This is a genomic window from Tunturiibacter gelidiferens (assembly GCF_014201335.1).
GTDB classification, from domain to species: Bacteria; Acidobacteriota; Terriglobia; order Terriglobales; family Acidobacteriaceae; genus Edaphobacter; species Edaphobacter lichenicola_E.
In genome coordinates this window covers 1-22,938 of sequence record NZ_JACHEB010000001.1, presented here as the reverse complement: position 1 = coordinate 22,938, position 22,938 = coordinate 1, and the positions used below count along the sequence as shown (strand labels likewise).

At 58.4% G+C, this 22,938-nt stretch carries 20 protein-coding genes; 12 read left to right on the top strand and 8 right to left on the bottom strand.

Annotated features, from left to right (window positions below; genetic code table 11):
• Positions 1–34 precede the first annotated feature (34 nt).
• On the top strand, positions 35–160 hold the full coding sequence (locus HDF14_RS00100; RefSeq protein ID WP_313899451.1) for a hypothetical protein: 126 nt from the start codon (positions 35–37) through the stop codon (positions 158–160).
• On the opposite strand, the gene HDF14_RS00095 is transcribed toward HDF14_RS00100, so the two are convergent.
• The 3 genes from HDF14_RS00095 to HDF14_RS00085 all read right to left on the bottom strand — a co-directional run bounded on the left by HDF14_RS00095 (position 157) and on the right by HDF14_RS00085 (position 3,743).
• Positions 157–957: a hypothetical protein gene (locus HDF14_RS00095; protein ID WP_183972376.1), complete on the bottom strand. Its 801-nt coding sequence runs from the start codon at positions 955–957 to the stop codon at positions 157–159. The two genes, HDF14_RS00100 and HDF14_RS00095, sit on opposite strands and share 4 nt — an antisense overlap.
• An 83-nt stretch (positions 958–1,040) precedes the next feature.
• Positions 1,041–2,408: an FAD-binding protein gene (locus tag HDF14_RS00090; RefSeq protein WP_183972374.1), complete on the bottom strand. Its 1,368-nt coding sequence runs from the start codon at positions 2,406–2,408 to the stop codon at positions 1,041–1,043.
• 132 nt (positions 2,409–2,540) lie between these two features.
• Positions 2,541–3,743, bottom strand: coding sequence for an acyltransferase family protein (locus HDF14_RS00085; RefSeq protein WP_183972372.1), 1,203 nt, complete (start codon positions 3,741–3,743; stop codon positions 2,541–2,543).
• Between the two features lie 161 nt (positions 3,744–3,904).
• Here HDF14_RS00085 and leuS point away from each other — a divergent pair, with 161 nt between their 5' ends.
• The 5 genes from leuS (at position 3,905) to guaA (ending at position 9,533) form a co-directional block, all read left to right on the top strand.
• Positions 3,905–6,469: a leucine--tRNA ligase gene (gene leuS, locus HDF14_RS00080; RefSeq protein ID WP_183972370.1), complete on the top strand. Its 2,565-nt coding sequence runs from the start codon at positions 3,905–3,907 to the stop codon at positions 6,467–6,469.
• Positions 6,469–7,419, top strand: coding sequence for a hypothetical protein (locus tag HDF14_RS00075; protein ID WP_313899450.1), 951 nt, complete (start codon positions 6,469–6,471; stop codon positions 7,417–7,419). Before leuS ends, HDF14_RS00075 begins: the two co-directional genes overlap by 1 nt.
• 53 nt (positions 7,420–7,472) lie before the next feature.
• Entirely contained in the window at positions 7,473–7,643 is a 171-nt protein-coding gene (locus tag HDF14_RS00070) for a hypothetical protein (RefSeq protein ID WP_183972368.1), read from the top strand.
• 100 nt (positions 7,644–7,743) lie between these two features.
• Positions 7,744–7,938 carry a hypothetical protein gene (locus tag HDF14_RS00065; protein WP_183972367.1) on the top strand — a complete coding sequence of 65 codons (195 nt, stop codon included), beginning with the start codon at positions 7,744–7,746 and terminating at the stop codon, positions 7,936–7,938.
• Positions 7,939–7,973: 35 nt separating this feature from the next.
• Positions 7,974–9,533, top strand: a complete 1,560-nt coding sequence (guaA, locus tag HDF14_RS00060) for a glutamine-hydrolyzing GMP synthase (RefSeq protein ID WP_183972365.1) — start codon at positions 7,974–7,976, stop codon at positions 9,531–9,533.
• Positions 9,534–9,599: 66 nt separating this feature from the next.
• On the opposite strand, the gene mctP is transcribed toward guaA, so the two are convergent.
• From mctP to HDF14_RS00045, 3 genes are all read right to left on the bottom strand, one after another.
• Entirely contained in the window at positions 9,600–11,111 is a 1,512-nt protein-coding gene (mctP, locus tag HDF14_RS00055) for a monocarboxylate uptake permease MctP (RefSeq protein WP_406707088.1), read from the bottom strand.
• A gap of 103 nt (positions 11,112–11,214) precedes the next feature.
• Positions 11,215–11,913: a hypothetical protein gene (locus HDF14_RS00050; RefSeq protein ID WP_313899449.1), complete on the bottom strand. Its 699-nt coding sequence runs from the start codon at positions 11,911–11,913 to the stop codon at positions 11,215–11,217.
• Positions 11,898–12,680, bottom strand: coding sequence for an enoyl-CoA hydratase/isomerase family protein (locus tag HDF14_RS00045; RefSeq protein ID WP_183972363.1), 783 nt, complete (start codon positions 12,678–12,680; stop codon positions 11,898–11,900). Before HDF14_RS00045 ends, HDF14_RS00050 begins: the two co-directional genes overlap by 16 nt.
• 53 nt (positions 12,681–12,733) lie before the next feature.
• On the opposite strand from HDF14_RS00045, the gene ribH reads away from it, so the two are divergent.
• Both ribH and nusB read left to right on the top strand, forming a co-directional pair.
• Positions 12,734–13,615 carry a 6,7-dimethyl-8-ribityllumazine synthase gene (gene ribH / locus HDF14_RS27095; RefSeq protein ID WP_183972361.1) on the top strand — a complete coding sequence of 294 codons (882 nt, stop codon included), beginning with the start codon at positions 12,734–12,736 and terminating at the stop codon, positions 13,613–13,615.
• Entirely contained in the window at positions 13,615–14,037 is a 423-nt protein-coding gene (gene nusB / locus HDF14_RS00035) for a transcription antitermination factor NusB (RefSeq protein ID WP_183972359.1), read from the top strand. Before ribH ends, nusB begins: the two co-directional genes overlap by 1 nt.
• 202 nt (positions 14,038–14,239) lie before the next feature.
• On the opposite strand, the gene HDF14_RS00030 is transcribed toward nusB, so the two are convergent.
• Together HDF14_RS00030 and HDF14_RS00025 are read right to left on the bottom strand one after the other, a co-directional pair.
• Positions 14,240–16,693 carry a hypothetical protein gene (locus HDF14_RS00030; protein WP_183972357.1) on the bottom strand — a complete coding sequence of 818 codons (2,454 nt, stop codon included), beginning with the start codon at positions 16,691–16,693 and terminating at the stop codon, positions 14,240–14,242.
• Between the two features lie 221 nt (positions 16,694–16,914).
• On the bottom strand, positions 16,915–18,987 hold the full coding sequence (locus tag HDF14_RS00025; protein ID WP_183972355.1) for a S9 family peptidase: 2,073 nt from the start codon (positions 18,985–18,987) through the stop codon (positions 16,915–16,917).
• A 644-nt stretch (positions 18,988–19,631) separates the two neighbouring features.
• Here HDF14_RS00025 and rpsL point away from each other — a divergent pair.
• The 4 genes from rpsL to HDF14_RS00005 all read left to right on the top strand — a co-directional run.
• A complete protein-coding gene (gene rpsL, locus HDF14_RS00020; protein WP_123489299.1) occupies positions 19,632–20,018 on the top strand; it encodes a 30S ribosomal protein S12 in 387 nt (128 codons plus the stop codon).
• A gap of 111 nt (positions 20,019–20,129) precedes the next feature.
• Positions 20,130–20,600 (top strand): 30S ribosomal protein S7, encoded by a 471-nt coding sequence (gene rpsG / locus HDF14_RS00015; protein WP_158943903.1) that lies wholly within the window; start codon positions 20,130–20,132, stop codon positions 20,598–20,600.
• Positions 20,601–20,682: 82 nt separating this feature from the next.
• Positions 20,683–22,782 (top strand): elongation factor G, encoded by a 2,100-nt coding sequence (gene fusA, locus HDF14_RS00010; RefSeq protein WP_183972353.1) that lies wholly within the window; start codon positions 20,683–20,685, stop codon positions 22,780–22,782.
• 65 nt (positions 22,783–22,847) lie between these two features.
• A partial coding sequence (locus HDF14_RS00005; RefSeq protein WP_183769003.1) for a GTP-binding protein occupies positions 22,848–22,938 on the top strand: 91 nt, incomplete at its 3' end.

Sequence of the window (22,938 nt, the reverse complement as noted above, 5' to 3'; positions counted from 1 at the left end):
GTGTCCCCGGAACCTTTACGAGCTGAAGATATTGGTGTCGAGGCATCTGCTGCGTGATAAGCGGTTTGCGCATGCGGCGTTTATTGCGGAGACGCCGGTAGATGCTCCGGGGGATGAGGCGAGGAATGTTGGGGTGTTGCGGACGTTGGCTGCGGGTTAGTGTTGCGGTGGGTCAGGGGCGGGTTGGCGTTGATCCTGAACGGTGAAGCCTTCGGGTAAAGCGAAGAAGTGAGCTTCGGGCTCGGTGGTTGAGATTTCTCGCGCGGTGAAGATTTGTTTGCCGGATTGAGGGGAGTCGAGCTTGGAGAGAACGTTGATGCCGAGCTGGGGCGAGTACCAGAACTCTCTGGTGGTGATCATCGGCTGATCGTTTCCGTAGACGCCCGGATTGAGAGTGGTGACTTCGCGATAGCCGATGGCGTCGATGCCGGAGAGGTTGTTGTGGCCGAGATCTTCGTGCTGTTGGTAGCCTGCGTTGTCTGCGAGTGCGCCTGAGGGATGGACTGCAGGCTGATAGGTGCTGGTTACCGATCCGCTGTAGGGGATCAGGAAGCAGCGCTTTATGTCGATCTGGCAGTTGTAGAGAGTGTGGTCGGCTGGGTTTGAGATTTGGATGAAGTCCATGACAGACTCCATTTTTCCATTCTTTGGGACGAGCAGCCAACGTTCCTGATAGATGCGCCCTGTGCTGTCGCGCATGATTCGCCGTTTGTTGACGAGGGTGTAGGTGCCGCCACCTCCCATGGGCCGCGACCACTCGGTTTCGAGGGTGAGGCTGAACGGGGCGTGCGCCATGGGTGGAATGAAGATGCTCTCGAGAGTCTGCCTTGTTCCGCCATCGTAAGTTTTGACGGTGGGTGGCGGCGCGGTCTGCGATCTGAGTGGAGCGCTAAGAGCGAGAAGCCCAAGGGTGAGGAAGAGTGGACGGCGCGCGGAAGACAGGAGAACTGCTCGCATGGTTGACTCCTGAGAATCAGGACGAATTATAGACGCTAAGCTTCTGAGGCCCGTTTGTTGGTTCCTCGAGACTTTGAAATGGGTCAGGCGCTGAAGATGTAGGTATCTATGAACTGATTGCGAAACTTTCCTTTTGGGTCGTAGTGATTGAGTAGGGCTTGGTACTCGGGCATTTTGGGATATTGCTGTTGAATTTTTGCGGGTGGGAGGGTGAAGACTTTGGCCCAGTGGGGGCGGGGGTTGAAGGGAGCGAGTTTTTCTTCGATGAGGGGGAGGATCTGCTGGACGGCGTCCCACTCGGGCTTCCAAGTGAAGTGGATGGCGAGTGACGGGCGTTGGTAAGCCATGCTGAGCCAGAGGTTATCGGCTGCGATGGCGCGGAGCTCGGTGATGAAGAGGTGCGGGGTGATGCGGTCGCGGAGTTGTTCGATGGCGAGGATGGCCTCGTAGGCGTGCTCGCGGGGGACGAAGTATTCGGTCTGGATTTCGGCGCCGCTGCTGGGGATGAAGTTGAGCTTGAAGTGGGGAAGGCGTTCGTACCAGGGGCCGGGGACGCCGAGTTGCTCGGTGCAGCTCTCGGCGGCGTGGCCTGGGACGGGGTGGAGTTTCTGCGTGGCTTGGGGTGCGCCGAAGAATTCTGGAGCGAACTTGACTGAGGTGGCGCCTGGATCGAGGCGGCGTTTGACCCACACCTGATTGGCGCGGTGATTTTGCCAGGTGGTGAAGAGGCTGACGCTGTAGCCGCTGAGATAAATCTCATCGAGATGTTTTTCGAGTTGCGAGAAGGACAGGTTTTCGTAGACGACCTGCGCGACTTGAAACGTGGGTTGGAGGTCGAGGGTGGTTTTGGTGACTACGCCGAGGCCGCCGAGGTTGACGACCTGGCCGAGGAACTGGTCTCCGTCTTTGGCGCGGGAGAGAGTGTGGAGGGTGCCATCGGCAGTGACGATCTCGAGGCCAGAGACGATGGTGGCGAGGTTGCCGTTGTTGCTGCCGGAGCCGTGGGTGGCGGTGGCGCAGGCTCCGATGACGGAGACGTGTGGGAGTGAGGCGAGGTTGGGGACGGCGAAGCCCTTTGCGTCGATGATGGGGGCCAGCTTGCCGTAGGTGACACCTGCGCCGACGGTAGCGGTGCGGGCCTTGGCGTCGATGTCGATGGAGTCGAGTTGTTTGAGGGAGATTTGCGCGTGGGTGCTGTCCGCGATGGCGTTGAAGGAGTGACCGCGGCCGAGGGCACGGAGTTTGTCGCAACTTTTGACGATATGTTGGACTTCCTCGACGGTTTTGGGCTGATAGAGGGTGTCGGTGTGGAAGGTGAGATTGCCGGCCCAGTTGGTTCGTGGTGCGGTTTGGTGGGCGGCGGCATCTTGCTCGGAGGCTGAGACGAAGCGGGAGAGCATGGTGGCGGTCAGGATTGAGCCGGAGCCTTTGAGGAACTGTCTCTTGTTCATGTCGCACACTCGATTCGATGGAAGCCTGGACCTGGTTTCGGAGTGGAGCGTGCCGACACTCAGGTTGCTGGTCAAGCCTTTATAGGGATTTGGCAGCTGCGATGCAAGGGCTCGCCGGGGAATCGCGATTGACTAGGTCGCCTGGAGGGGGGTGGATGTTTCTTTTTTGCTGTAGCTGAAGTAGCGCTTGAGGTTCAGGAAGCGGGATTCGTAGAGGTGATAGCTAACGAACGCTACCGGGATGGTCGCGGCCATAACTACGCAGGCCCCCGCAAGAACTCCGAGGGCTTTGGAGTGAAGATGGTTGGTGACAAAGAGACGGGTTGGACCGTTGAGCATGGTTTCGATGGAGTAATGAAAGACGTAGATGCCGTAGCTGTATTTGCCGAAGAAGCCGAGGGTGGGGGTGGCGAAGAGACGCTGGGTGTTTGAGCCGGGACGCAGAGCCATGGCGATGAGTGACGCGAAGAGGATTGCGGCGAGGGTGAAGCCGAAGGTCGGTACGAAGAAGGTGGTCTCCCAGATAAGGCCGTGATAGTGGAGGCTGGCAACGACGAGGATTGCCGTGCAGATTGCAAGGACGCGGGGAGCGAGCGCGAGGACACGCTGACGGGCGGAGGTGCGGAGAAGAGCGCAGAGGCAGCAGCCGAAGAGGAGATTGTCTGCGCAGGAGAAGGTGGGCGAGTACGGCAGGTAGATGTTGTGCAGATGCGGCCGCATGGCGACAAGGACGATGCGGACTATGAGGATTACTCCGCATGTGACCAGGGAGACGTTGATGAGAGTCTGAAGGCGTTTGATGCGAAAGACCAGGAAGGGCCAGAGGAGGTAAAACTGCTCCTCGACGTGTAGTGACCAGAAGTGGTTGATGTTGAAGGGTTGGAGATTGAGAGGGCCAACGTTCCATAGGGCTAGGTTGGCGGTGTAGGTGAGATAGTAGATCGGCCAACCGGACCAGAGTAAGTGAAGAGGGCGGGTGAGAAGAAACAGCACAATGAGAACGCCGTAATAGAGCGGGAAGATGCGAAGGGCGCGACGGGCGTAGAAGGTTTTGAAGAAGTGGGGGCGAGTGCGCGTGTCGAGCAGGATGCCAGTGATGAGGAAACCGGAAAGAACGAAGAAGAGATTGACGCCGAGATAGCAGGACGCGCGGAACTGATTAAGAAGATCAAAGAGCTTCGAGCCCGTCTCTGTGTTGGACGCGAAGAGGTGGAAGAAGAGGACCATGAGGATGGCGAGTCCTCGAATGCCGTCGAGTGCCGGAATGTGCTGAAAACCGCCGGGATTCTCTGGGTCGCCAGAAGAGACGGGCTGCGCGGGATGGGCCGGAGGCATGTCTGGATTATCGGGTATATGCGGAAAAGATACCAAGACAAATCGCTGTCGGGAAGGGTTGCGCGCCTTGTTGCCTGGTAGGCAGCGGGCTGGTGAGTAGAAGGGTGGGCCAATGGTGTGCGAGACGTTGGTTTGGGCGGGACGGTTACAATAAAAGTAGTATGCCAGAGACACGAACGAGCGAAATCGGCGGTGAAACCGCGAACATTGTTGAGAGTTCTACTGCTGCGGAGCCGAACCAGCCGCAGCGCTATAGCCCGGCTGAGATCGAGCCGAAGTGGCAGGCCGTGTGGGACGCGGATAAGACGCTCTATGCGGCGGACGCACATGATTCGGGGAAGCCGAAGTACTACTGCCTGGAGATGCTCCCGTATCCGAGCGGCGCGCTGCATATCGGACACGTGCGGAACTATGCGATTGGCGATGCCCTGGCGCGGCATATGTGGATGCGCGGGTATAACGTGCTGCACCCGATGGGTTGGGATGCGTTTGGATTGCCGGCGGAGAATGCTGCGCTGAAGAATGGAGTGCCGCCGCGGGAGTGGACGCTTTCGAACATTGCTGCGATGCGGAAGCAGATGCAGCGGATGGGGTATGGCTACGACTGGTCCACCGAGGTGACGACTTGTTTGCCGGATTACTACAGGTGGAACCAGTGGTTCTTTTTGAAGATGTTCGAGAAGGGGCTCGCGTATCGGAAGAAGAGCAAGGTGAACTGGTGTCCGGAGTGTTGCACGGTGCTGGCGAATGAGCAGGTGATTGGCGGACGCTGCTGGCGGCATGAGGATACGGTTGTTGAGCTGCGCGATCTGACGCAGTGGTTCTTGCGGATCACGAAGTATGCGGATGAACTGCTGGATGGGCTCGAAAAGCTGGAGGGTTGGCCGGAGAAGGTCCGGACGATGCAACGGAACTGGATCGGGCGGAGCGAGGGGGCGCATGTAGATTTTGCTGTCGCGGATGGCGATGCGAAGATCACGGTGTTTACGACGCGTGTGGATACGATCTTTGGGGCGACGTCGGTGCAGCTTGCGCCGGAGCACGCGGTATCGAAGGCGTTTGCGCTGGAGGATGACGCGCTGCGAGTTCAGATTGAAGAGTTGCTGGAGCAGCAGAAGGTAGCTCGCGAGTCTGACGCGCTGGGTGCAATAGAGAAGCACGGAGTGTTTACCGGGCGGTTCGCGGTGAATCCGTTCAATGGCGAGCGGGTACCGATCTGGGTGGCGAATTACATTCTGGCGGACTATGGAACTGGTGCGATTATGAGCGTGCCGGCTCATGATGAGAGGGACTTTGAGTTTGCGCAGAAGTATGGGCTGCCGCTGCGGCGGGTGATTGCTCCTAATGTCGATACAACTGATCTGGCGTTGCCTTATACCGGTGAGGATGAGGCGGTGTTGATCGATTCAGGCGAGTGGACCGGGGAGAACTGCCTTGAGGCGCAGGAGAAGATGGCTGCGTTTGCGAAGGTGAACGGATTTGGCACTCCTACGGTTACGTATCGTTTGAAGGACTGGGGAGTGAGCCGGCAGAGATACTGGGGTACGCCGATTCCGATGGTGTATTGCGATAAGTGCTCGCCGGAGGAGCCGCTGCCGGTGGCCGAGAGCGAGTTGCCGATCTTGTTGCCGGAGCAGGTGGATATTACGCAGACGAATGGATCACCTTTGGGGCGGATTCCGGAGTTTGTAAATGCGAAGTGTCCGAAGTGTGGCGGTGTGGCGCGCAGGGAGACGGATACGATGGATACGTTCGTCGATTCGAGCTGGTATTTCTACCGCTATGCGGATGCGAAGAATTCGGCTGCGCCGTTTGATTCGGATAAGGCGAACTATTGGTTTCCGATTGATCAGTACATCGGCGGAGTCGAGCATGCGATTCTGCATCTGATCTACTCGCGGTTCTGGACGAAGGTGATGCGGGATCTTGGTTTGGTTAAGAACGATGAGCCTGCTGCTCGTTTGTTTACGCAGGGGATGGTGATCAAAGACGGCGCGAAGATGTCGAAGTCGAAGGGTAATGTGGTTTCGCCTGACGACATGATTTTGCGGTATGGCGCGGATGCGACTCGGATGTATGCGCTGTTTGCGGCTCCGCCGGATCGTGATCTGGAGTGGCAGGAAGAGGGTGTTGCGGGGATCTCTCGGTTTTTGAGTAAAGTGTATCGGCTGACGACGAAGTTTTCGGGTGTTGCTCGTGCGAAAGGAAGTATGACTGCGCCGAAGGATCAGGCGTTGTTGCGGCGGTTGCATCAGACAATTGCGAAGGTTACGCATGACTTCGATGGGCGCTGGCATTTCAATACTTCGATCTCTTCGATCATGATTCTGGTGAACGAGATTACTGCGAATGAAGCGGCGATGGACGCGGGGGAGATCTCTCCTGGTGCCGTGGCTGAGGTGTTTCGTAGTTTGATTTTGTTGCTGGCTCCGTTTGCGCCGTTCTTTGCGGCGGAGATGTGGGAGGAGCTTGGCGGCGAGGGAGTGGTGTTCCGCACGCAGTGGCCGGCGGTGAATGAGGAGCTTGCGCGGGATGAGGAGGTTGAGATTCCGGTGCAGGTGAATGGGAAGCTGGTGACTGTGGTGAAGGTTCCTGCGGGCAGCGATGAGGCTGCGGTGAAGGCTGCGGCTCTTGCCGATGAGAAGGTAAAGGCTCGGATTGAAGGGAAGACCGTGGTGAAGGTGATCGTGGTGCCGGGTAAGCTTGTGAATCTTGTGGTGAAGTAGTGGAGCAGATTCCGCAGGATGGGGTGGTGGTTGCGGCTGGGACGGTTCGGGGGACGCAGTCGTTTGTGCATACGCTTTCGGAGTGCTGGCGGCGGCCTTCGCTGACGGCGCTCGAGGTGCTTTGGCGGTGGCTTTATGGGGTGCCGGCTATGTTGTTGCTGCGGCATGAAGGGCTGAAGATCTTGCAGGCTACGCCGTTGGACTATGCGGCGTTGAAGGGCATGACGGTAGTGGATCCGTTGGGATCGGCGCAGACGTTGGCGAAGGCGTTGGCGCTACTGGTGCCGCAGGTGTTGAGTGTGGTGTTGTGGCTGGCGCCGTTGCTGGTGGTGGCCTGGGTGGTGGTGTCGGCGGTGGGTCGAACGGTGGTGTTGCGGCGCGCCGATGAACGGCTGCATTCGCGTGTTGGGACACTGATTGTCTTGCAGGCGGTGAGGGTGTTGGCGCTGCTGGGGAGCTTCGCAGTTTGGTTCTGGTGTATGGAGCGGGTGGCGGAGTGGACGGTGACTGGACCCATTGCGGCGGGTGGCGAGCCGAATCTTGTGGGATATTTTTCGTTGGTGATTGTGGCGACGTTAGGGTTGTTTACGCTGTGGGCGGTGGTGAGCTGGGGGTTGTCGGTGGCGCCGTTGATGGCGATGTGGAAGGGGTTGGGTGTAAGGGAAAGTTTGGCAGCGGCGTTTCGGTTGGGGCCGCTGAAGTCGAAGCTAGTGGAGATCAATCTGGTGATGGGAATCGTGAAGATCGCGTTGATTGTGTTGGCGATGGTGTTTTCGGCAACTCCGCTGCCGTTTGAGAGTGTGACGACGCCTGAGTTTCTGTTCTGGTGGTGGGTCGGGGTGACGGTCCTTTATTTTCTTGGATCTGACTTCTTTCACGTTGCTCGGCAGGTGGCTTATCTGCAGCTTTGGCGAGCGTACGAGGGCGCAGAATATTTTTCTCGGGGATAGTAGGATATTTTGCATCACATCTGCATAGGCTATTTTTTGCCAGGAGAACGACTATGTCATTTGGCATCTATGCGGTTGGATATTTAATCCTGATTGCGGGTGTGGCTTATCTTGCGCATCTGATGCATATCCCGCAGCACTACATTGTTGCGATTGCTGTGATCATGCTTGGAGTTGGGATTGTTACCGGAGTGCAGACGACACGGCATAAAGATCCTAGTTAATAGCCGCGGTCGGGCGGGTACTAAAGTTTTTGCCATCCAGGCAGAAAATACGGCATCTTACTCAAGCACGGGCCCTTGATTCCCCTTTTTGGAGAAGATCATGTCCTCTGCCTTGTATGCCGTTGCATATCTGTTTCTGATCGCTGCGGTCTCCTACCTTGCATATCTGAGCCATATTCCTGAGTCTTATATTGTCGGAATCGCCGTGATCATGTTGGGAATTGCGGTGGTGAGCGGTATGGAGAGCGCGCGCGAAAGGAATTCCTCGTATCGACGCAGGCAGAACTTGTACTAGGGAAAGACTTTCGTTGCCGCGTTTACACTAGGTAAGTGGATACCTCAACGATTGTCATTCTGGATTTTGGGTCGCAGTATACGCAGCTCATCGCGCGGCGTATTCGTGAGTTTAATGTTTTCTCGGTTGTGCTGCCTTGCACAGCTCCTCTAGAACAGGTGAAAAAGCTGAACCCGAAGGGTGTGATTCTTTCGGGCGGGCCATGCTCTGTGTATGACGCGGATGCTCCGGATGCGGACGTGGGTGTTCTGGCGATGGGCGTCCCGGTGCTGGGAATCTGCTATGGGCTGCAGTTCATCGTGCATCATCTTGGTGGAAAGGTGGTGGGTGCAGCTGCGCGTGAGTATGGGCACGCGGAGGTGACGGTGGTGGCGGAGACGCCGCTGTTTCGTGGCCTTCCGGGATCGCTCGATGTGTGGATGTCGCATGGAGACGAGGCCGAGGAACTGCCCGTGGGATTTCATTTGACGGCGAAGACTTCGAATGCGGTGGCGGGGATTGCGGATGAGGCGAGAGGGATTTGGGCGGTGCAGTTTCATCCCGAGGTTGCGCATACGCGGCAGGGGATGGAGCTGCTGAAGAATTTTTGCCTGGATATCTGCGGGGCGGAGCAGGATTGGACGCCGGAGCACTTTATTCAATCGACAGTGGAGCGGGTGCGGGCGCAGGTTGGGACCGGGCATGCTATCTGCGGGTTGAGTGGGGGTGTGGATTCGAGCGTGGCTGCGGTGCTGGTGGCGCGGGCGATTGGTGATCGGCTGACTTGCATCTTTGTGAACAACGGCGTGCTGCGGAAGGATGAGTTTCAGAAGGTGCAGACGACGATGCGCGAGCAGCTGGGGCTGAATGTGGTGGCTGTGGATTCCAGTGAAAGATTTTTGGCGAAGCTTGCGGGCGTGACGGATCCGGAGCAGAAGCGGAAGGTAATTGGGAACGAGTTTATTGCTGTGTTTGATGATGAGGCGAAGAAAATCTTCGAGGCCGAAAAAAGTTCGGGGGAGGAGATTGCGTGGCTGGTGCAGGGGACGCTTTATCCGGATGTGATCGAGTCGTCGAGTGTGCATGGGCCTAGCCATACGATCAAGAGCCACCACAATGTAGGTGGGCTGCCGGCGGATATGAAGCTGAAGTTGATTGAGCCGCTGCGGGATCTGTTCAAAGATGAGGTGCGGCGGATTGGACGAGACCTTGGGATGCCGGACGACATTATTGAGCGGCAGCCTTTTCCGGGGCCGGGACTCGCTGTGAGAATTCTGGGTGAGGTGACGGCGGAGCGAGTGGCGATTCTGCAAGAGGCCGACCAGATTGTGGTGGATGAGATTAAGAAGGCTGGGCTTTATCGGAAGGTTTGGCAGAGCTTCGCGGTGCTGCTGCCGGTGAAGTCGGTTGGTGTGATGGGGGACCAGCGGACGTATGCGAACACGTGTGCGGTGCGGGCGGTGGAGAGTGAGGATGGGATGACGGCAGATTGGGCTCCGCTGCCGTATGAGGTGCTGCGCACGATCTCGAGCAGGATTGTGAGTGAGGTGCGTGGGATCAATCGGGTGGTGTATGACATTACATCGAAGCCGCCGGGGACGATTGAGTGGGAGTAGAGGCGTCCTGCCGGACGGGCCTCCTGCGCGGAGGGCGGTCACTTCGTGACTTGTATACCTTTTTGGCTATCCTATGTAGGCTGCGGCGTCCGTGGAGTCTCTGCCGGAGGTTATCTTCATTGCGCGGAATAGGAGCGTCAGCACCGTGGAGACGGCGAGGTTCAGGAGCAGAGCGGGGACGGCGGCGTACATGGGGTACGTGCTTCCGAAGAGGTGAAGGGGATATACCGAGCTCTTGAGGCCGAGCGCGACGGCCATTGCGGTGCCGCTGGACATGCCTGCGGCCCAGCCTAGGAGAAGCGCCCACGGGTTGAACCATCGGGTGAAGACGCCAACTACGACCGAGGGGAATAGTTGGCCCATCCAGATTCCTCCGAGGAGTTGCATCTCGATGGCGTAGGGCGCGGGGAGTTTGAGGACGAAAAGAAGTGCGCCGAACTTGACTACCAGGGAGACGACCTTGGCCATGCGCGATTCTTCTTCGGGGAGCATCTTCCGTTTGAGCAGCGCTCCGTAGAGGTTGCGCGTGAAGAGGTTTGAGGCAGCGATGGACATGATGGCTGCGGGTACGAGCGCGCCGATGGCGACCGCGGCGAGGCAGAAGCCGGCGAACCACTCGGGAAACATTTTGAGGAAGAGCAATGGGACGGCCATGTTCGCGTCCTTGGTGACGACGCCTGCGGCGAGGGCGAGATAGCCGAGGAGGGCGATGAGTCCGAGGAGAAAGCTGTAGGCCGGTAGCATGGCGGCGTTGTGGCGTACTACGTTTGCGCTCTGCGCGCTTAGGACTGCGGTGGCCGTGTGGGGGTAGAGCATGAGGGCTATGGCAGAACCGATGGCGAGGGTGGAGTAGCCGAGGAACTGTCCCTCTTTCAGATGAATCGTGGCGGTTGGGGTGTGGTGGGCCAGTAGTTGATTGGCGATTTCGAAGACCCGGGCGTAGCCGCCGAGTTTGTGAGGGATGTAGATGAGAGCGGCGAGGACCATGATGTAGAGCATTACGTCCTTGACGATGGCGATGACCGCCGGGGCGCGCAGGCCGCTTGAGTAGGTGTAGGCGGCGAGGATGACGAAGGCGGCTGCGAGGGGCCACTCCCCGTGGATGCCCATGGCTCCGATGACGACGCGGATGCCGACTAGCTGGAGCGCAATGTAAGGCATGAGGGCGAGAACGCCGGTTAGCGCGATGGCGATGGTGAGCCAGCGGTTGCCGTAACGGCCGTTGACAAAGTCCGCAAAGGTTATGTAACCGTGGCGGTGGCATACTGTCCAGAGTCTCGGCAAGACGAGCATCATGTACGGGTAGGCGATGACCGCGTAAGGCACTGCGAAGAATCCCATCGCGCCGGCGCCGTAGAGAGCTGCGGGGACCGCGATGACGGTGTAGGCGGTGTAGAGGTCGCCACCGATGAGGAACCATGTGATCCAGGTACCGAAGCTGCGGCCGGCGAGGCCCCACTCCTCGAGCGAGCCCATGCCTGTCTTCGGTCTTCGCCATCGTGCGGCCCAGAATCCGGCAAGAGTTACGAGGAGAAAGAAAAAACAGAAGACTACCAGTGCCGTCGTATGCAGTTGCAATCGTTCACCCAGCTCTAAAGATTTGCCGCACTCAAAGGTACGAGCATCTTAGCGCAACCGTGGATGGAAGATCAGACCTGCTTGCGTAGGCGAGTTCGCGAGATCAACTGCGTCCGTTGTCGCTCCACTCGTAGACGACTACGCCGAGGTCGCTGAGGGTTTTGATGACGCTCTCCATGTTGCGCCGAACCTGTGGCCGGGCGCTCGTGGGGACTTCGTGGGCTTCTTCTACTGCTATGACGCGTCCGTACGGCCAGGAGTCTTCGGGGATGGCATTGAGGGCGGTGGGAAGGTCGGACACGCGTACGTTGAGATCGCGACGGCGTGCGCCGATGGGACGGAGCATACCGCCGACGCCGAGGTTGCTGGTGTTGGCGTCAGCGACGACGACGTGCAGGGTTGCCATTCCGCCTTGCACGGTGATGTATGGGTTCTCCCAGAGGTTGAGGCTCTTTACGGCCATGTAGCGGGTCTTCGAGGGAGGGGGGATTAGCTCTATCTGCTGACGGGCGAGGGCTGTTTCCTGCTGCTGCTCGGCCGCGAGCGCGTTGGCTTCAGAGACGTTGGGAATGGAGGGGATGGAGGGGTGAGAACAGCCGGTGAGGGCGAGAGAGAGCGCGAGGGCGGATAGAGGCAGGGAGCAGCGAAGCAGTGAATGGCTGAGGAACGACGGTCGGGAGAGAGAGGCGCTTGATAAAAACTGTCTGGGCACGATCACAGCATACCAAGCCACCGCATCGATCAAAAGGCCAAAATTGCCTGTAATTCCTCGCAAAGATCGGTGATTTATCGTCCTGTCCACACGGGAACGCGTTTTTCCAGAAAGGCTTTGGTGCCCTCCTGCTTATCCGCGGTTCCGCAGAGGCGTCCGAAGATCTTTGCTTCCATGTCGATGGCCTCTTCGAGGCTGGCTTCGCTTCCGTCGCGTACTGCTTCGAGGCAGGCGGAGATGGCGAGTGGTGCCATGCTGACAATTGTTTTGGCCAGGGCTTCGGCTCGCTCCATGAGCTTGTCGGCGGGGAGGACTTCGTCTACGAGGCCAATTCGCAGTGCTTCGGCGGCACCGATCATATCGCCGGTGAGAAGGAGTTTTAGCGCCGCTGGCTGACCGACGAGGCGGGGAAGGCGCTGGCTTCCACCGTAGCCGGGGATGAGGCCGAGCTTTACTTCGGGCTGGCCGAGGCGCGCGGTCTCGCTGGCGAGGCGCATGGTGCAGGCCATGGCGAGCTCGCAGCCGCCACCGAGGGCGAATCCGTTGATGCAGGCGATGACGGGCTTGCCGCAGGTCTCGATGAGGCGAAAGACCGCCTGGCCGCGGCGGGCTTTGGCCTCTCCCGCGACGGGGTCAGTGCCGGCGAGTTCGTTGATGTCTGCGCCCGCGGCGAAGGCTTTTTCGCCGGAGCCGGTGAGGAGAATGACCCGAACGGCAGGGTCGGTCGCGAGCGTGGTGAAGATCGCTTCCAGTTCGTTGAAGACCTGGGCGTTGAGGGCGTGGAGCACCTGGGGACGGTTCAGAGTGACACGCGCTACCTGATCCTTTACCTCGCACAACAGCGTTTCGTAGTTCACAGACCACTCCTCGGGCAAGCTTGCTTCGCACTCCAGACGATACAATCGAATCTATGATTAAGGGAATTACGCTCGTGAGCGCGATCGCCTCGGAGGCTGAGTTTGACCGTGTCGCCAGCCTATTTTCCGCTCTTGGTTTCGAGCAAGGCAAGGGCTGGCAGGATGGGCAGGGTCGTGGAGCTGCCTTCCTGGCGCCTGTTGGGAACCTTGAGTTCGTCGCTGGAAGGGCGCCTGCGGTGCCGCCTGTCCTGGTCGAGACAACGCAGTTGGATCACATTCGTTCGCTTGTAGAAAAGTGGCTGCTCACCAGCTATCGCAGCGAGGAGATCGCAGATATTCTGTCGGGCACGGAGCTGACGCACTGGAACAGCAGGCTCTTCACCGTGCAGATTAGTCCGGAGCTGAGGATTGGGTTCTGGCAGTCGGAGAATCCGCTTCATGGCTTGCCGGAGGCGATTGAGGGCGACCTGAGCGCCGCGAATATGCGCTTTGCCGTGGTGACGACGCGGTGGAATACGGTGATTACCGATAGGCTGCTGCAGGGCTCGCTGGATGCGCTGCATCGCAGTGGTGCGGCTAGGGCGGACATTGAGGTTGTTCGGGTTCCGGGTGCGTGGGAGGTGCCAAACGCCGCTCGGACACTGGCGGAGTCGAAGAAGTTTGACGCCATCATTACGCTGGGGTGCCTGCTTCGCGGCGAGACGGCGCATTACGAGGCGATTTACAACGAAGTGGCGCGAGGGATTGGCCAGTCGCAACAGGAGACTGGGATTCCGCATGCGTTTGGGGTGCTGACCTGCGAGACTCTGGAGCAGGCATTGGATCGCGCTGGGCTCAAGGCAGGGAATAAAGGGTTCGAGGCGGCCAGTGCGGCGATTGAGATGGTGTCGCTTCAGCGTAAGCTCGCGGCAGAGAACGACGGGGGGAAAAAATAATGGGCACCCGCCGGAAGTCGCGTGAACTTACGATGCAGATGTTATTTCAGGGGGACTTGGGCAAGCAGGCGCCTGAGCAAGTGCAAAAGCTCTTCTGGGCCTCGGTGGAAGATGTGGACGCCGAGACGCGGGGATTTGCGGAAGATCTTTATCGTATCGCTACGACTCGCGATGAGGAGATCGACAAGCTGATTGAGGCGCATGCGCAGAACTGGCGTTTGGAGCGGATGCCGGTGGTTGACCGAAATCTGTTGAGGGCTGCGGTCGCTGAGATGCTGGGATTTCCCAATACGCCTGCTGCGATCATCATCAACGAGACGCTGGAGATTGGACGGCGGTTTGCTGCGCCTGAGTCAATTCACTTCCTCAATGGCGTTCTAGATGCGATTGCGCGGGATGTGCTGAAGACACGGCTTGCCTGAGACGGTGTCCTGCCGGACGGGCGCCCTGCGCGGGCGGCGGTCACTTCGTGGCTTGTGTACCGGTCTTGGCTGGATGAACCGTTAGCCCTCCCGTTGGTCGGCGCGGATCTTTGCTGGCGACCGACGGGAGCACCCTGCTAAGCAATCACGAGTCGCGAAGTGACCGCTGCTCGCGCAGGGTACCCGTCCGGCAGGACCTATTCTAGGAAGTAGCCTTCCGGGGCTTCTGTACCAGGAGGTTCGGAGCGACGATGTTTCCGTTCGCGTCGGGTAGCTTCGGCGCGATCGGAGTCGTGGTGTCCTTGTAGGTGCCGTCGGTCTGTTTGGTGATGAGGTGGACGGCGTTGTCACCTGATGTGCCCGCGAAGAAGGTCTGGTTGTCGGCACTGACGACGCCAGCGACCGGTGCGATGGGTGTACCCAGCGCGGTCGATAGCGGAATGCTGCCAAGAGTTCCGGCGCCGGTGGCCTGCGGGCTGTAGGTCGGCACGACGGCTCCGCTGCCTAGATAGGTTACGAAGGCGATCTTCGAGTCAGAGGTAGGCAAGATGCCGGTGATCGCCGTGGCGGTGATACCGGGGAGTGGCCCAGTGAAGGCGGTGCTGGTTGAAAACGTTTGCGGCTTGGTGAGGCCTGTCGTCGAGTTGGTTTCGTTGCATTCGTTGTCCGGCAGCCCCGGCGCCGTCGAGAGGTCGGTGAAGGTTGGAGTTGGTGTGACAGTCGCGCCCAGGACGTGCTGACCGTCGTTTGTAGTGGCAATTCGGTCTGTTTGTGGGCCGAGCACAGCGGCATCCGGGTAGAAGATGTTGGTAGTAGTCGAATCGGTGGTGGCCGGCAAGCCTACTATCGTCGCCACCGGGCAGTAGGAGCGGGCCGTGGTGTTGCTGCCGCCGAAGAAAGCCCCAACGCTTGGAACCCCGATGGCGACGTCGGTCGTATTTACCGGTGTAGTCGAGTTGGGCAGCGTTGTTTGCGTCTGGTACCAGCCGGTGAAGGTGGAGTGAACGAGGAGCTGATTGTTCGGGGTGGTGACGCCGGTCGAAGCGTCGTAGTTGCCGAGGGTGATGTAGACGGTGGTGCTGTCGGGCGAGAAGACGGCGTGGGTGCCAACGCCGCCGTATTGGGTCTGGATAGTGCCGTTGCTCGGGGTGTAGAGGTAGACGAACTGGCGAATCGGATCGGTGATGACGAGGGTTGTACCGTCGGGGGAGATTGCGAGTACAGAGCCGGGTACGGTCGTGTCCTGAGCGCTTAAGCTGTTGGTCGCGGTAGCGAAGGTCATCAACTCGAAGGAGCTCCCCATGTAGACGGTGCTCCCGTCGTCACTGATGACCATCGAGTTGGGCTGATAGGGCAGGCGAATCGGGCTTCCGAGCTGAGGCTGCGTGAAATCTACCGGCACCAGATAAAACGAGTTGGTGCTTGCAATGTAGAGATTGGTGCTGTTGGTGCCTGGCGCTGTCACGAGAACAGGATTCGAGGTGATTGGTTTTCCGTTGCCGAAGAGGCCAATCTGATTGAATGGGGCAGGATTGCAGGTGGGAGGCTGGCAGACGGCAGTGATGGCAGCTGCGCCGGGGAAGATGGGGGTCACCGAGGCGGCTGAAGCAGCGGGAATCGTGGTGGGAGTGGTGGATTCGAAGTTGAGGGTGAGGCCGGTGAGGATCGTATTATTTTTGTCTATCGCTACAATGTTAATCGGCTGAACGTTGTTGGGATTGACGATGACGCTGTTGGAAGGTGTGGTCCCAACAGGTGCGGTGAGTTGGATCGAAATGGGAGGGCAGGTGGAAAAGAATCCTGCGGAGCTTCCTGCGTTCGAGATATTTGCGGTGATGACAGTCGAACCTGGTTGCTGCGCGGTCGCGACGCCGTTCTCGTCGATGGTGACAACGGTAGCGGTCTGCGGGGCGTAGGAGAGATGGCCGACTTGGCAACTGATATTCGCGCCGTTTCCGGCCACCACCCTGGCAGCGAGCTGGCTGGTGACGGATTGGGAGACACAACCGGTTTCAGCGGCTGCAGTGGCGGTTGTCGGAACCGGTACGGCGCAGCAGCCGTTTCCATTGGTGGTTTGTGCGCAGGTGGAGGCCTGCGTGTCAAATGCTGCGGGGCTGCAGTTGGTAGCAGGATCGTTGACGCAGTCTGTTGAGAGTGGACCGAGAGTGACGTTGGTGACGACGGGGTGAACGAAGATAGGAAGGGGATTGCTGCTGACTCCGCCACCATTGGCAATGACGTAGACGGTGCCGGATTTATTGGTGGGGTTGCAGGTAGTGAAGTCGGCAATGCCGCCGCCGGTGTTCCTGTTCCAGGTTCCTGCGCAGAGACGGCCGGTGGTGGGCTGCACATCGGCGATTGTCATGTCCGGCTGGCCGTTCGGGAGGAAGGTGGAGTAGGTATAGCTGGACACCGTTACGGCAGTCTGTTTGCAGTCGATTGCGGTCGGTGCGGTGACCTGACCGATCTGCGCGAAGTTCAGCGAGACGCCGAAGATCTTCGGCTGTAGTGTGATGTTCGACACCTGACCTACGGCAGGGCCGGTGTCTCCGCCGTTGCAGAAGACGGTGGCTGATTTTTTGGAACAGCCTGCTATTGAGACGCCAAAAGGAATCGTGAAAAACAGAAGAAAGACTACCGTGACAAACCGACGCATTGAACCTCCCCGTCCAACCAGAACTCAAGCTGAACGGTCACACCGCAACCGCTGGATAGCTGAACCCATAGTGTAAAAGCTGCACAGACCGGAAGCAAATCGTCCGGGCCTAATAGTGAACGCTGATTGGACGATCCAACCAATCATTTCGCATCGTGGGAAGGTCGCTCCCTTCCGCAAAAAAAAATCGTTGAAGGGAGCGAGGCTTGGAGATGGCCCGTCTAGTTTGCGGGCATCTCTGTCTCGAACCAGTTCAGAGCGCGCTCGAGAACGTCTCGCCGGTGGGCGGGATCGCGGAACGCGTGTCCCTCGTTCGGGTATATCACTAACTGCGTCTTCACGCCTTCGGCACGGAGCGCATGCCAGAACTCGAAGCTCTGCGGAGCGGGGCACTCGCCGTCGCGATCCCCTACGACGACCAAGGTTGGGGTCTTTACTTTCTTGATGTACTCGATCGCCGAGCTCTTGGCGTAGACGTCCGCATCGTCATAGACGGTTTTGCCGAAGAACGGCACCATCCACTGGTCGATGGAGTTTTCTCCGTAGTAGCTCTTCCAGTCGCTGATACCTGCTCCGGCGACTGCAGCTCGGAAGCGATTGGTTTGCGTGACGCCGAACATGGTCATGAAGCCACCGTAGCTCCAGCCGGTGAGGCCTTCACGATTTTTGTCGATGGGGAAGCGCTTTTCGAGGACGTCCATGCCGGCGAGGATGTCGTGGAGGTCGCCGTAGCCGAAGTCCTTGACGTTGGCTTGGGTGAATTTTTCTCCCTGGCCGTAGCTTCCGCGCGGGTTCGGCATGAAGACGAAGTATCCGAGGGCTGAGAACGGCACGCCGCCGTAGCCGACACCGGGCCAGCGGGGGGTAACGGCAGCTGAAGGTCCACCGTGGACGCTTACAAGGAGAGGATATTTCTTCGCAGGGTCATAGTTCGCAGGGTAAAGCAGCCAGCCTTGAACTTTGAATCCTCCGTTGGTCCACTCGATGTTTTCGGTCTTGCCCCATGTGGGTTTGAGGTCGTCGTTGAGGTGGGTGATCTGCTTGAGGTCGTGAAGCGGGCCAGCCCATACTTCGGGGGCACGCTCGAAGGAACTGCGAATCAGCGCGATGGTGTGTTCGTGGGAGAGAGAGACGCTCATGACCAGGTCGCCGGCGCCGATTGACTCGGGGAAGGTCACGCTGGTTTGGGGAATATCTTTGCCGGTGGCGAGGTCGAGAGCGACGAGATGGCTGCTGCCGCCGACGTGTTCCGCTATGGCGATAATCTCCGGCCCGGCCCAGCCGAAGTAGGCGACCGACGCGTTACGTCCCGGCGTTACGTCCTTCGGTTCGCCTCCTGTGGAGGGGATGAGGTAGAGGTCGCCGCCAGTTGATCCCTGGTCGCTCATGATGCCGCCGATAAAGGCGATTTGCTTGCCGTTCGGCGACCAGCGGGGCACGGCGATCTGGAGGCCGTGGAGGGAGCCGGAGATCTTCGAGGTGTCGAGGATGGATTTGGGCTGGCCGGTGGCTAGATCTTCGGTGTAGAGTTGGGCGACCCACCAGTTGTTTTCGCCTGGGGGATTTGCTGCTACGAAGGCAAGGCTTTTCGAGTCGGGGGACCAGTTGAATTCGTAGACGTGCAGATTTGCCGGCGTCACCTGTGCGAAGTCGCCGGTTGCGACCTGGACGACTCCGACTCGCTGAATCTCGACTCCATCTTCGCCGATTACTCCGGACCAGGGCTTCATGGCGGCGAGAGCTCCCGCACTGCGCGTGGCGTTTTCGACAAAGAGGAATCCGATGGACTTTCCGTCATGGGACCACGCGAGAGAGTCGATGTTGCCTGTGAGATGGGTCAACTGTTTTGATTCGCCGGTGCTCTTCGACCAGAGAAAGACCTGATCCTGTCCCTTCGCGTCGGTTTTGGCTGTGCAGCCGGAGACGAATGTGAGCGATTCTCCGTCTGGCGACCACTTCGGATTCGAACTGCTGCAGTCGGTTGCTCCCGATCCGGTACTTACGATTTTTTCCTTGGCGGGATCCGGATTCGCTACATCGGAGAGATGAATTTGAGTACTTCCGTGCGATCGAACTGACCAGGCTACCGTCGCGCCGTCGGGCGAGATAGCTGCCTCGCTGGGGATCTTCGTTTGGCCAAGTGTCTCGATGAGTGATCCGATCCGCGGGTCTTTCGGCGCGGTGGCCGCATCGGACTCAGCCTGCGCTGCGGAGATGGGTCCAAGGAGAAGGACCGCAGTGAAGGCGATGAAATGAAAGGAGGGGGAACACGTACGGAAATCTGCCAAAGCCATTCGAAAAGCCTAGCATGGAGGCATGCTCTTTTGTCATGAGGGCGACGGCTGCATCCTGAGATGTGCAATCGGCGTTTTTGGTGGGAAAAGTGGCGAAAAATTTGACGTTTTGCCGCCATATTGATATTGTAAAAAGGTTCCGCGAGTATCCGGACCGTGTCGTAGGGGAAGCTCGACGCACGGATGGGTGGAGAAAAACCCACGTGATCTTAGGTTCGCTTCCTGTCGCAAGACGGGTTGAGGATGATTGCGCTATACTGGATACAAGAGATTCACCGCAGGACATTCCCGGTCAGTGATTCGTTTGATTCATCGGATCTGAATGTCATTCGTCTGCGGCCTATCGCAATCGTGCCTGCGACACCCTCCACCCTGGATGGGCTATGCGGGCCGGGACAGCGAAACGGAGTCGGCTCATCCTTTGAAAGTTAAGGAAAGGCGCTCGGCCACCGTCGACTGTTTACGTCTGGTTTGTTGTACCGGTTTACAGACGCAGCAGGGAAGATCTTCGTCAGAGACGCTTCAGCGTTCTCACTTTTTTGCGTGTACGGGGCTTGTACCGCAAAAGGCGAAGCTTGAATCCTACCTGTGCGTCTCACATAAGTTTGGTTGTCATGTTTCGCGCGCATTAACAAGGAGTTCTAGTGCCTACGTTCCATCAGCTCGTCAAGCAGGGCCGCACGCCCACTCGTTATAAGACCGCCAGTCCCGCGCTCCAGGGTTCGCCCCAGCGTCGTGGCGTCTGCACCCGCGTTTACACTCAGACCCCCAAGAAGCCGAACTCGGCTCTCCGGAAGGTTGCGCGTGTTCGCCTCACCAACGGGATTGAAGTTACGACTTATATCCCGGGCATCGGCCACAACCTGCAGGAGCACTCGATTGTGCTGATCCGCGGCGGCCGTGTGAAGGACCTGCCGGGCGTCCGGTATCACGTGGTTCGCGGCACGCTCGACTCGGTCGGCGTGGCCAACCGCAAGCAGAGCCGCTCGAAGTACGGCGCGAAGCGTCCGAAGGCAGCAGCTGCGAAATAGTTTGTAGTTTTGAGATCAACCCGGCTGGCTGAGTGAAATCGGCTGGTCGCATCAATCAGGTTCAGGGCTTGAGAGTTCTACGGTCCTGAAGGAAGACGAGAAGAGAAAGCAATGCCGAGAAAAGGTTACATCGCAAAGCGTGAAGTTGCTGCAGATCCGGTCTATAACTCGACGCTGGTCACGAAGTTTGTTAACTCGATGATGTGGGGCGGCAAGAAGTCGACCGCGCAGGGCATCTTCTACACCGCCATGACCAACCTTGAGCAGAAGGGTGGCGACGAAGCCCTCAAGCTGTTCAAGAAGGCGATCGAGAATTGCAAGCCGCTTCTCGAAGTCAAGAGCCGCCGTGTTGGTGGTGCGAACTACCAGGTACCGATCGAAGTTCTGCCGGAGCGCCGAACTTCGCTCGCTATCCGTTGGCTTGTGACCTACGGCCGCGCGCGTGGCGAGAAGGGCATGGTTGAGAAGCTCACCGCTGAGTTGCTCGATGCAGCCAATGGCCGTGGCGCCGCGATGAAGAAGAAGGAAGACGTCCACCGTATGGCCGAAGCCAACAAGGCTTTCGCGCACTACCGCTGGTAGTTAGTTCTCCAGCAGCGTCCTTAGGATTTTAGGTTCACGCAGTTATTACCGCGAGCAGATGCTCGCAGATGAGAGATAGATCGTGGCACGCACTACACCTCTGAATCGTTGCCGGAACATCGGTATCATGGCGCACATCGACGCCGGCAAGACGACGACGACCGAGCGCATTCTCTTCTATACGGGCATCACGCATCGTATCGGAGAAGTGCACGAGGGAACTGCGACCATGGATTGGATGGAGCAGGAGCAGGAGCGCGGAATTACGATTACCTCCGCGGCGACGACCTGCACCTGGAAGAACATCCGCATCAACATCATCGACACGCCTGGCCACGTGGACTTCACGGCCGAGGTGGAGCGGTCGCTCCGTGTGCTTGATGGTGCGGTTGCCTGCTTTGACGCGGTTGCTGGTGTGCAGCCTCAGTCTGAGACTGTCTGGCGTCAAGCTGACAAGTATAAGGTTCCCCGGATCTGCTTCATCAACAAGATGGACAAGGCCGGCGCGGACGCTGTTTACGCGACTTCAACGATCGTTGATCGTTTGGGCGCGCGTGCGGTACCGATCAACATTCAGATTGGCGCCGAGGCGAAGTTCCTTGGCGTTGTCGATCTCGTCACAATGAAGGCGATCTACTGGCACGACGAGACCATGGGCGCAGAGTACTCGGTAGAAGAGATTCCTGCCGACCTGCTCGATAAGGCCAAGACTGCGCGTGCGTCCCTGATCGAGGCTGTCTCCGATTCTGATGATGAGATCATGCATCTTTATCTCGAAGGTATGGAGCCGACCGAGGCACAGCTTAAGGCTGGTATCCGCAAGGCGACCATCGCGATGAACATCTTCCCGGTCCTCTGCGGTTCTTCGTTCAAGAACAAGGGCGTGCAGACGCTGCTCGATGCAGTTGTCGACTACCTGCCTAGCCCGCTCGATATTCCTCCCATGATCGGTCACAACCCCGACAACATGGAAGAAGAGGTTATCCGCAAGGCTGATGATAACGAGCCGTTCTCGGCGCTTGGTTTCAAGATCATGACCGACCCGTTCGTTGGTCAGCTGATCTTCATCCGCGTCTACTCGGGTCAGTTGAAGACCGGCGACTCGGTGTTGAATCCGCGGACGGGCAAGACGGAGCGTATTGGCCGTCTGTTGAAGATGCACGCCAACAAGCGTGAAGAGATCACTGAGATCCTCGCGGGCGATATCTGCGCTGCGGTTGGTTTGAAGAATCTTGTTACCGGCGACACGATCACCACGGATAAGTATCCTGTAGTGCTTGAGTCGATCGACTTCCCGGCGCCTGTTATCGAGGTCGCTGTCGAGCCGAAGACGAAGGCTGACCAGGAAAAGATGGGTATGGCGCTTGCCAAGCTGGCGCAGGAAGATCCAACCTTCCGTGTTCGCACGGACATCGATTCTGGCCAGACGATCATCGCCGGTATGGGCGAGCTACACCTTGAGATCATCGTCGATCGCATGATGCGTGAGTACAAGGTCGAAGCCAATGTTGGTAAGCCCCAGGTGAACTACCGCGAGACCATTCGCGCGAACTCTGACGCTGAAGGCAAGTACATTCGTCAGACCGGTGGTTCTGGTAACTACGGCCATTGCAAGATCCGGATCTCGCCCAACGAGCCGGGTAAGGGTTATGAGTTCACCAACGATACGAAGGGTGGCGCTATTCCGAAGGAGTACGTCAAGCCGATCGATCAGGGAATTCAAGACGCGATGCAGCGCGGCATTCTGGCCGGCTACGAGATGGTGGACGTTAAGGTTTCGCTTTACGACGGTAGCTATCACGATGTCGATTCAAACGAAATGGCATTCAAGATCGCCGGTTCAATGGCCTTCAAGGAAGCCGCCCGCAAGGCAAAGCCTGTTCTGCTGGAGCCGGTGATGTCGGTTGAAGTGACCGTTCCCGAAGAGTACATGGGTACGATCATCGGCGATCTTAACAGCCGTCGTGGCCGTATCGAAGGTATGGAGATGGTCGGTGGTACGCAGGCAATCAAGGCCACCGTTCCTCTGAGCACGATGTTTGGTTATGCCACTCATATGCGGTCGTCCACGCAGGGCCGTGCGAACTACTCGATGCAGTTCAAGCAGTACGAAGAAGCGCCTCGCTCGGTCTCGGAAGAGATCATTGCCAAGGTGCAGGGCAAAGAAGCAAACGCAAAATAATCGCGAGGCGTTAGTCTTCGCACGAATTTAGAAGTCAACGAGACGCAGGAAATACGGAGAGAGTCATGGGCAAGGAAAAGTTTGACCGGTCAAAGCCGCACGTAAACATCGGGACGATCGGGCACATCGATCATGGCAAGACGACGCTGACGGCGG

What these genes read in the sequence shown, in the direction of transcription:
- HDF14_RS00085 (WP_183972372.1), bottom strand. Translation starts at nt 3,743, where the DNA reads ATGCCTCCGGCCCATCCCGCGCAGCCCGTCTCTTCTGGCGACCCAGAG.
- nusB (WP_183972359.1), top strand. Translation starts at nt 13,615, where the DNA reads ATGGGCACCCGCCGGAAGTCGCGTGAACTTACGATGCAGATGTTATTT.
- HDF14_RS00095 (WP_183972376.1), bottom strand. Translation starts at nt 957, where the DNA reads ATGCGAGCAGTTCTCCTGTCTTCCGCGCGCCGTCCACTCTTCCTCACC.
- ribH (WP_183972361.1), top strand. Translation starts at nt 12,734, where the DNA reads ATGATTAAGGGAATTACGCTCGTGAGCGCGATCGCCTCGGAGGCTGAG.
- HDF14_RS00025 (WP_183972355.1), bottom strand. Translation starts at nt 18,987, where the DNA reads ATGGCTTTGGCAGATTTCCGTACGTGTTCCCCCTCCTTTCATTTCATC.
- HDF14_RS00070 (WP_183972368.1), top strand. Translation starts at nt 7,473, where the DNA reads ATGTCATTTGGCATCTATGCGGTTGGATATTTAATCCTGATTGCGGGT.
- HDF14_RS00030 (WP_183972357.1), bottom strand. Translation starts at nt 16,693, where the DNA reads ATGCGTCGGTTTGTCACGGTAGTCTTTCTTCTGTTTTTCACGATTCCT.
- leuS (WP_183972370.1), top strand. Translation starts at nt 3,905, where the DNA reads ATGCCAGAGACACGAACGAGCGAAATCGGCGGTGAAACCGCGAACATT.
- HDF14_RS00065 (WP_183972367.1), top strand. Translation starts at nt 7,744, where the DNA reads ATGTCCTCTGCCTTGTATGCCGTTGCATATCTGTTTCTGATCGCTGCG.
- rpsG (WP_158943903.1), top strand. Translation starts at nt 20,130, where the DNA reads ATGCCGAGAAAAGGTTACATCGCAAAGCGTGAAGTTGCTGCAGATCCG.
- HDF14_RS00090 (WP_183972374.1), bottom strand. Translation starts at nt 2,408, where the DNA reads ATGAACAAGAGACAGTTCCTCAAAGGCTCCGGCTCAATCCTGACCGCC.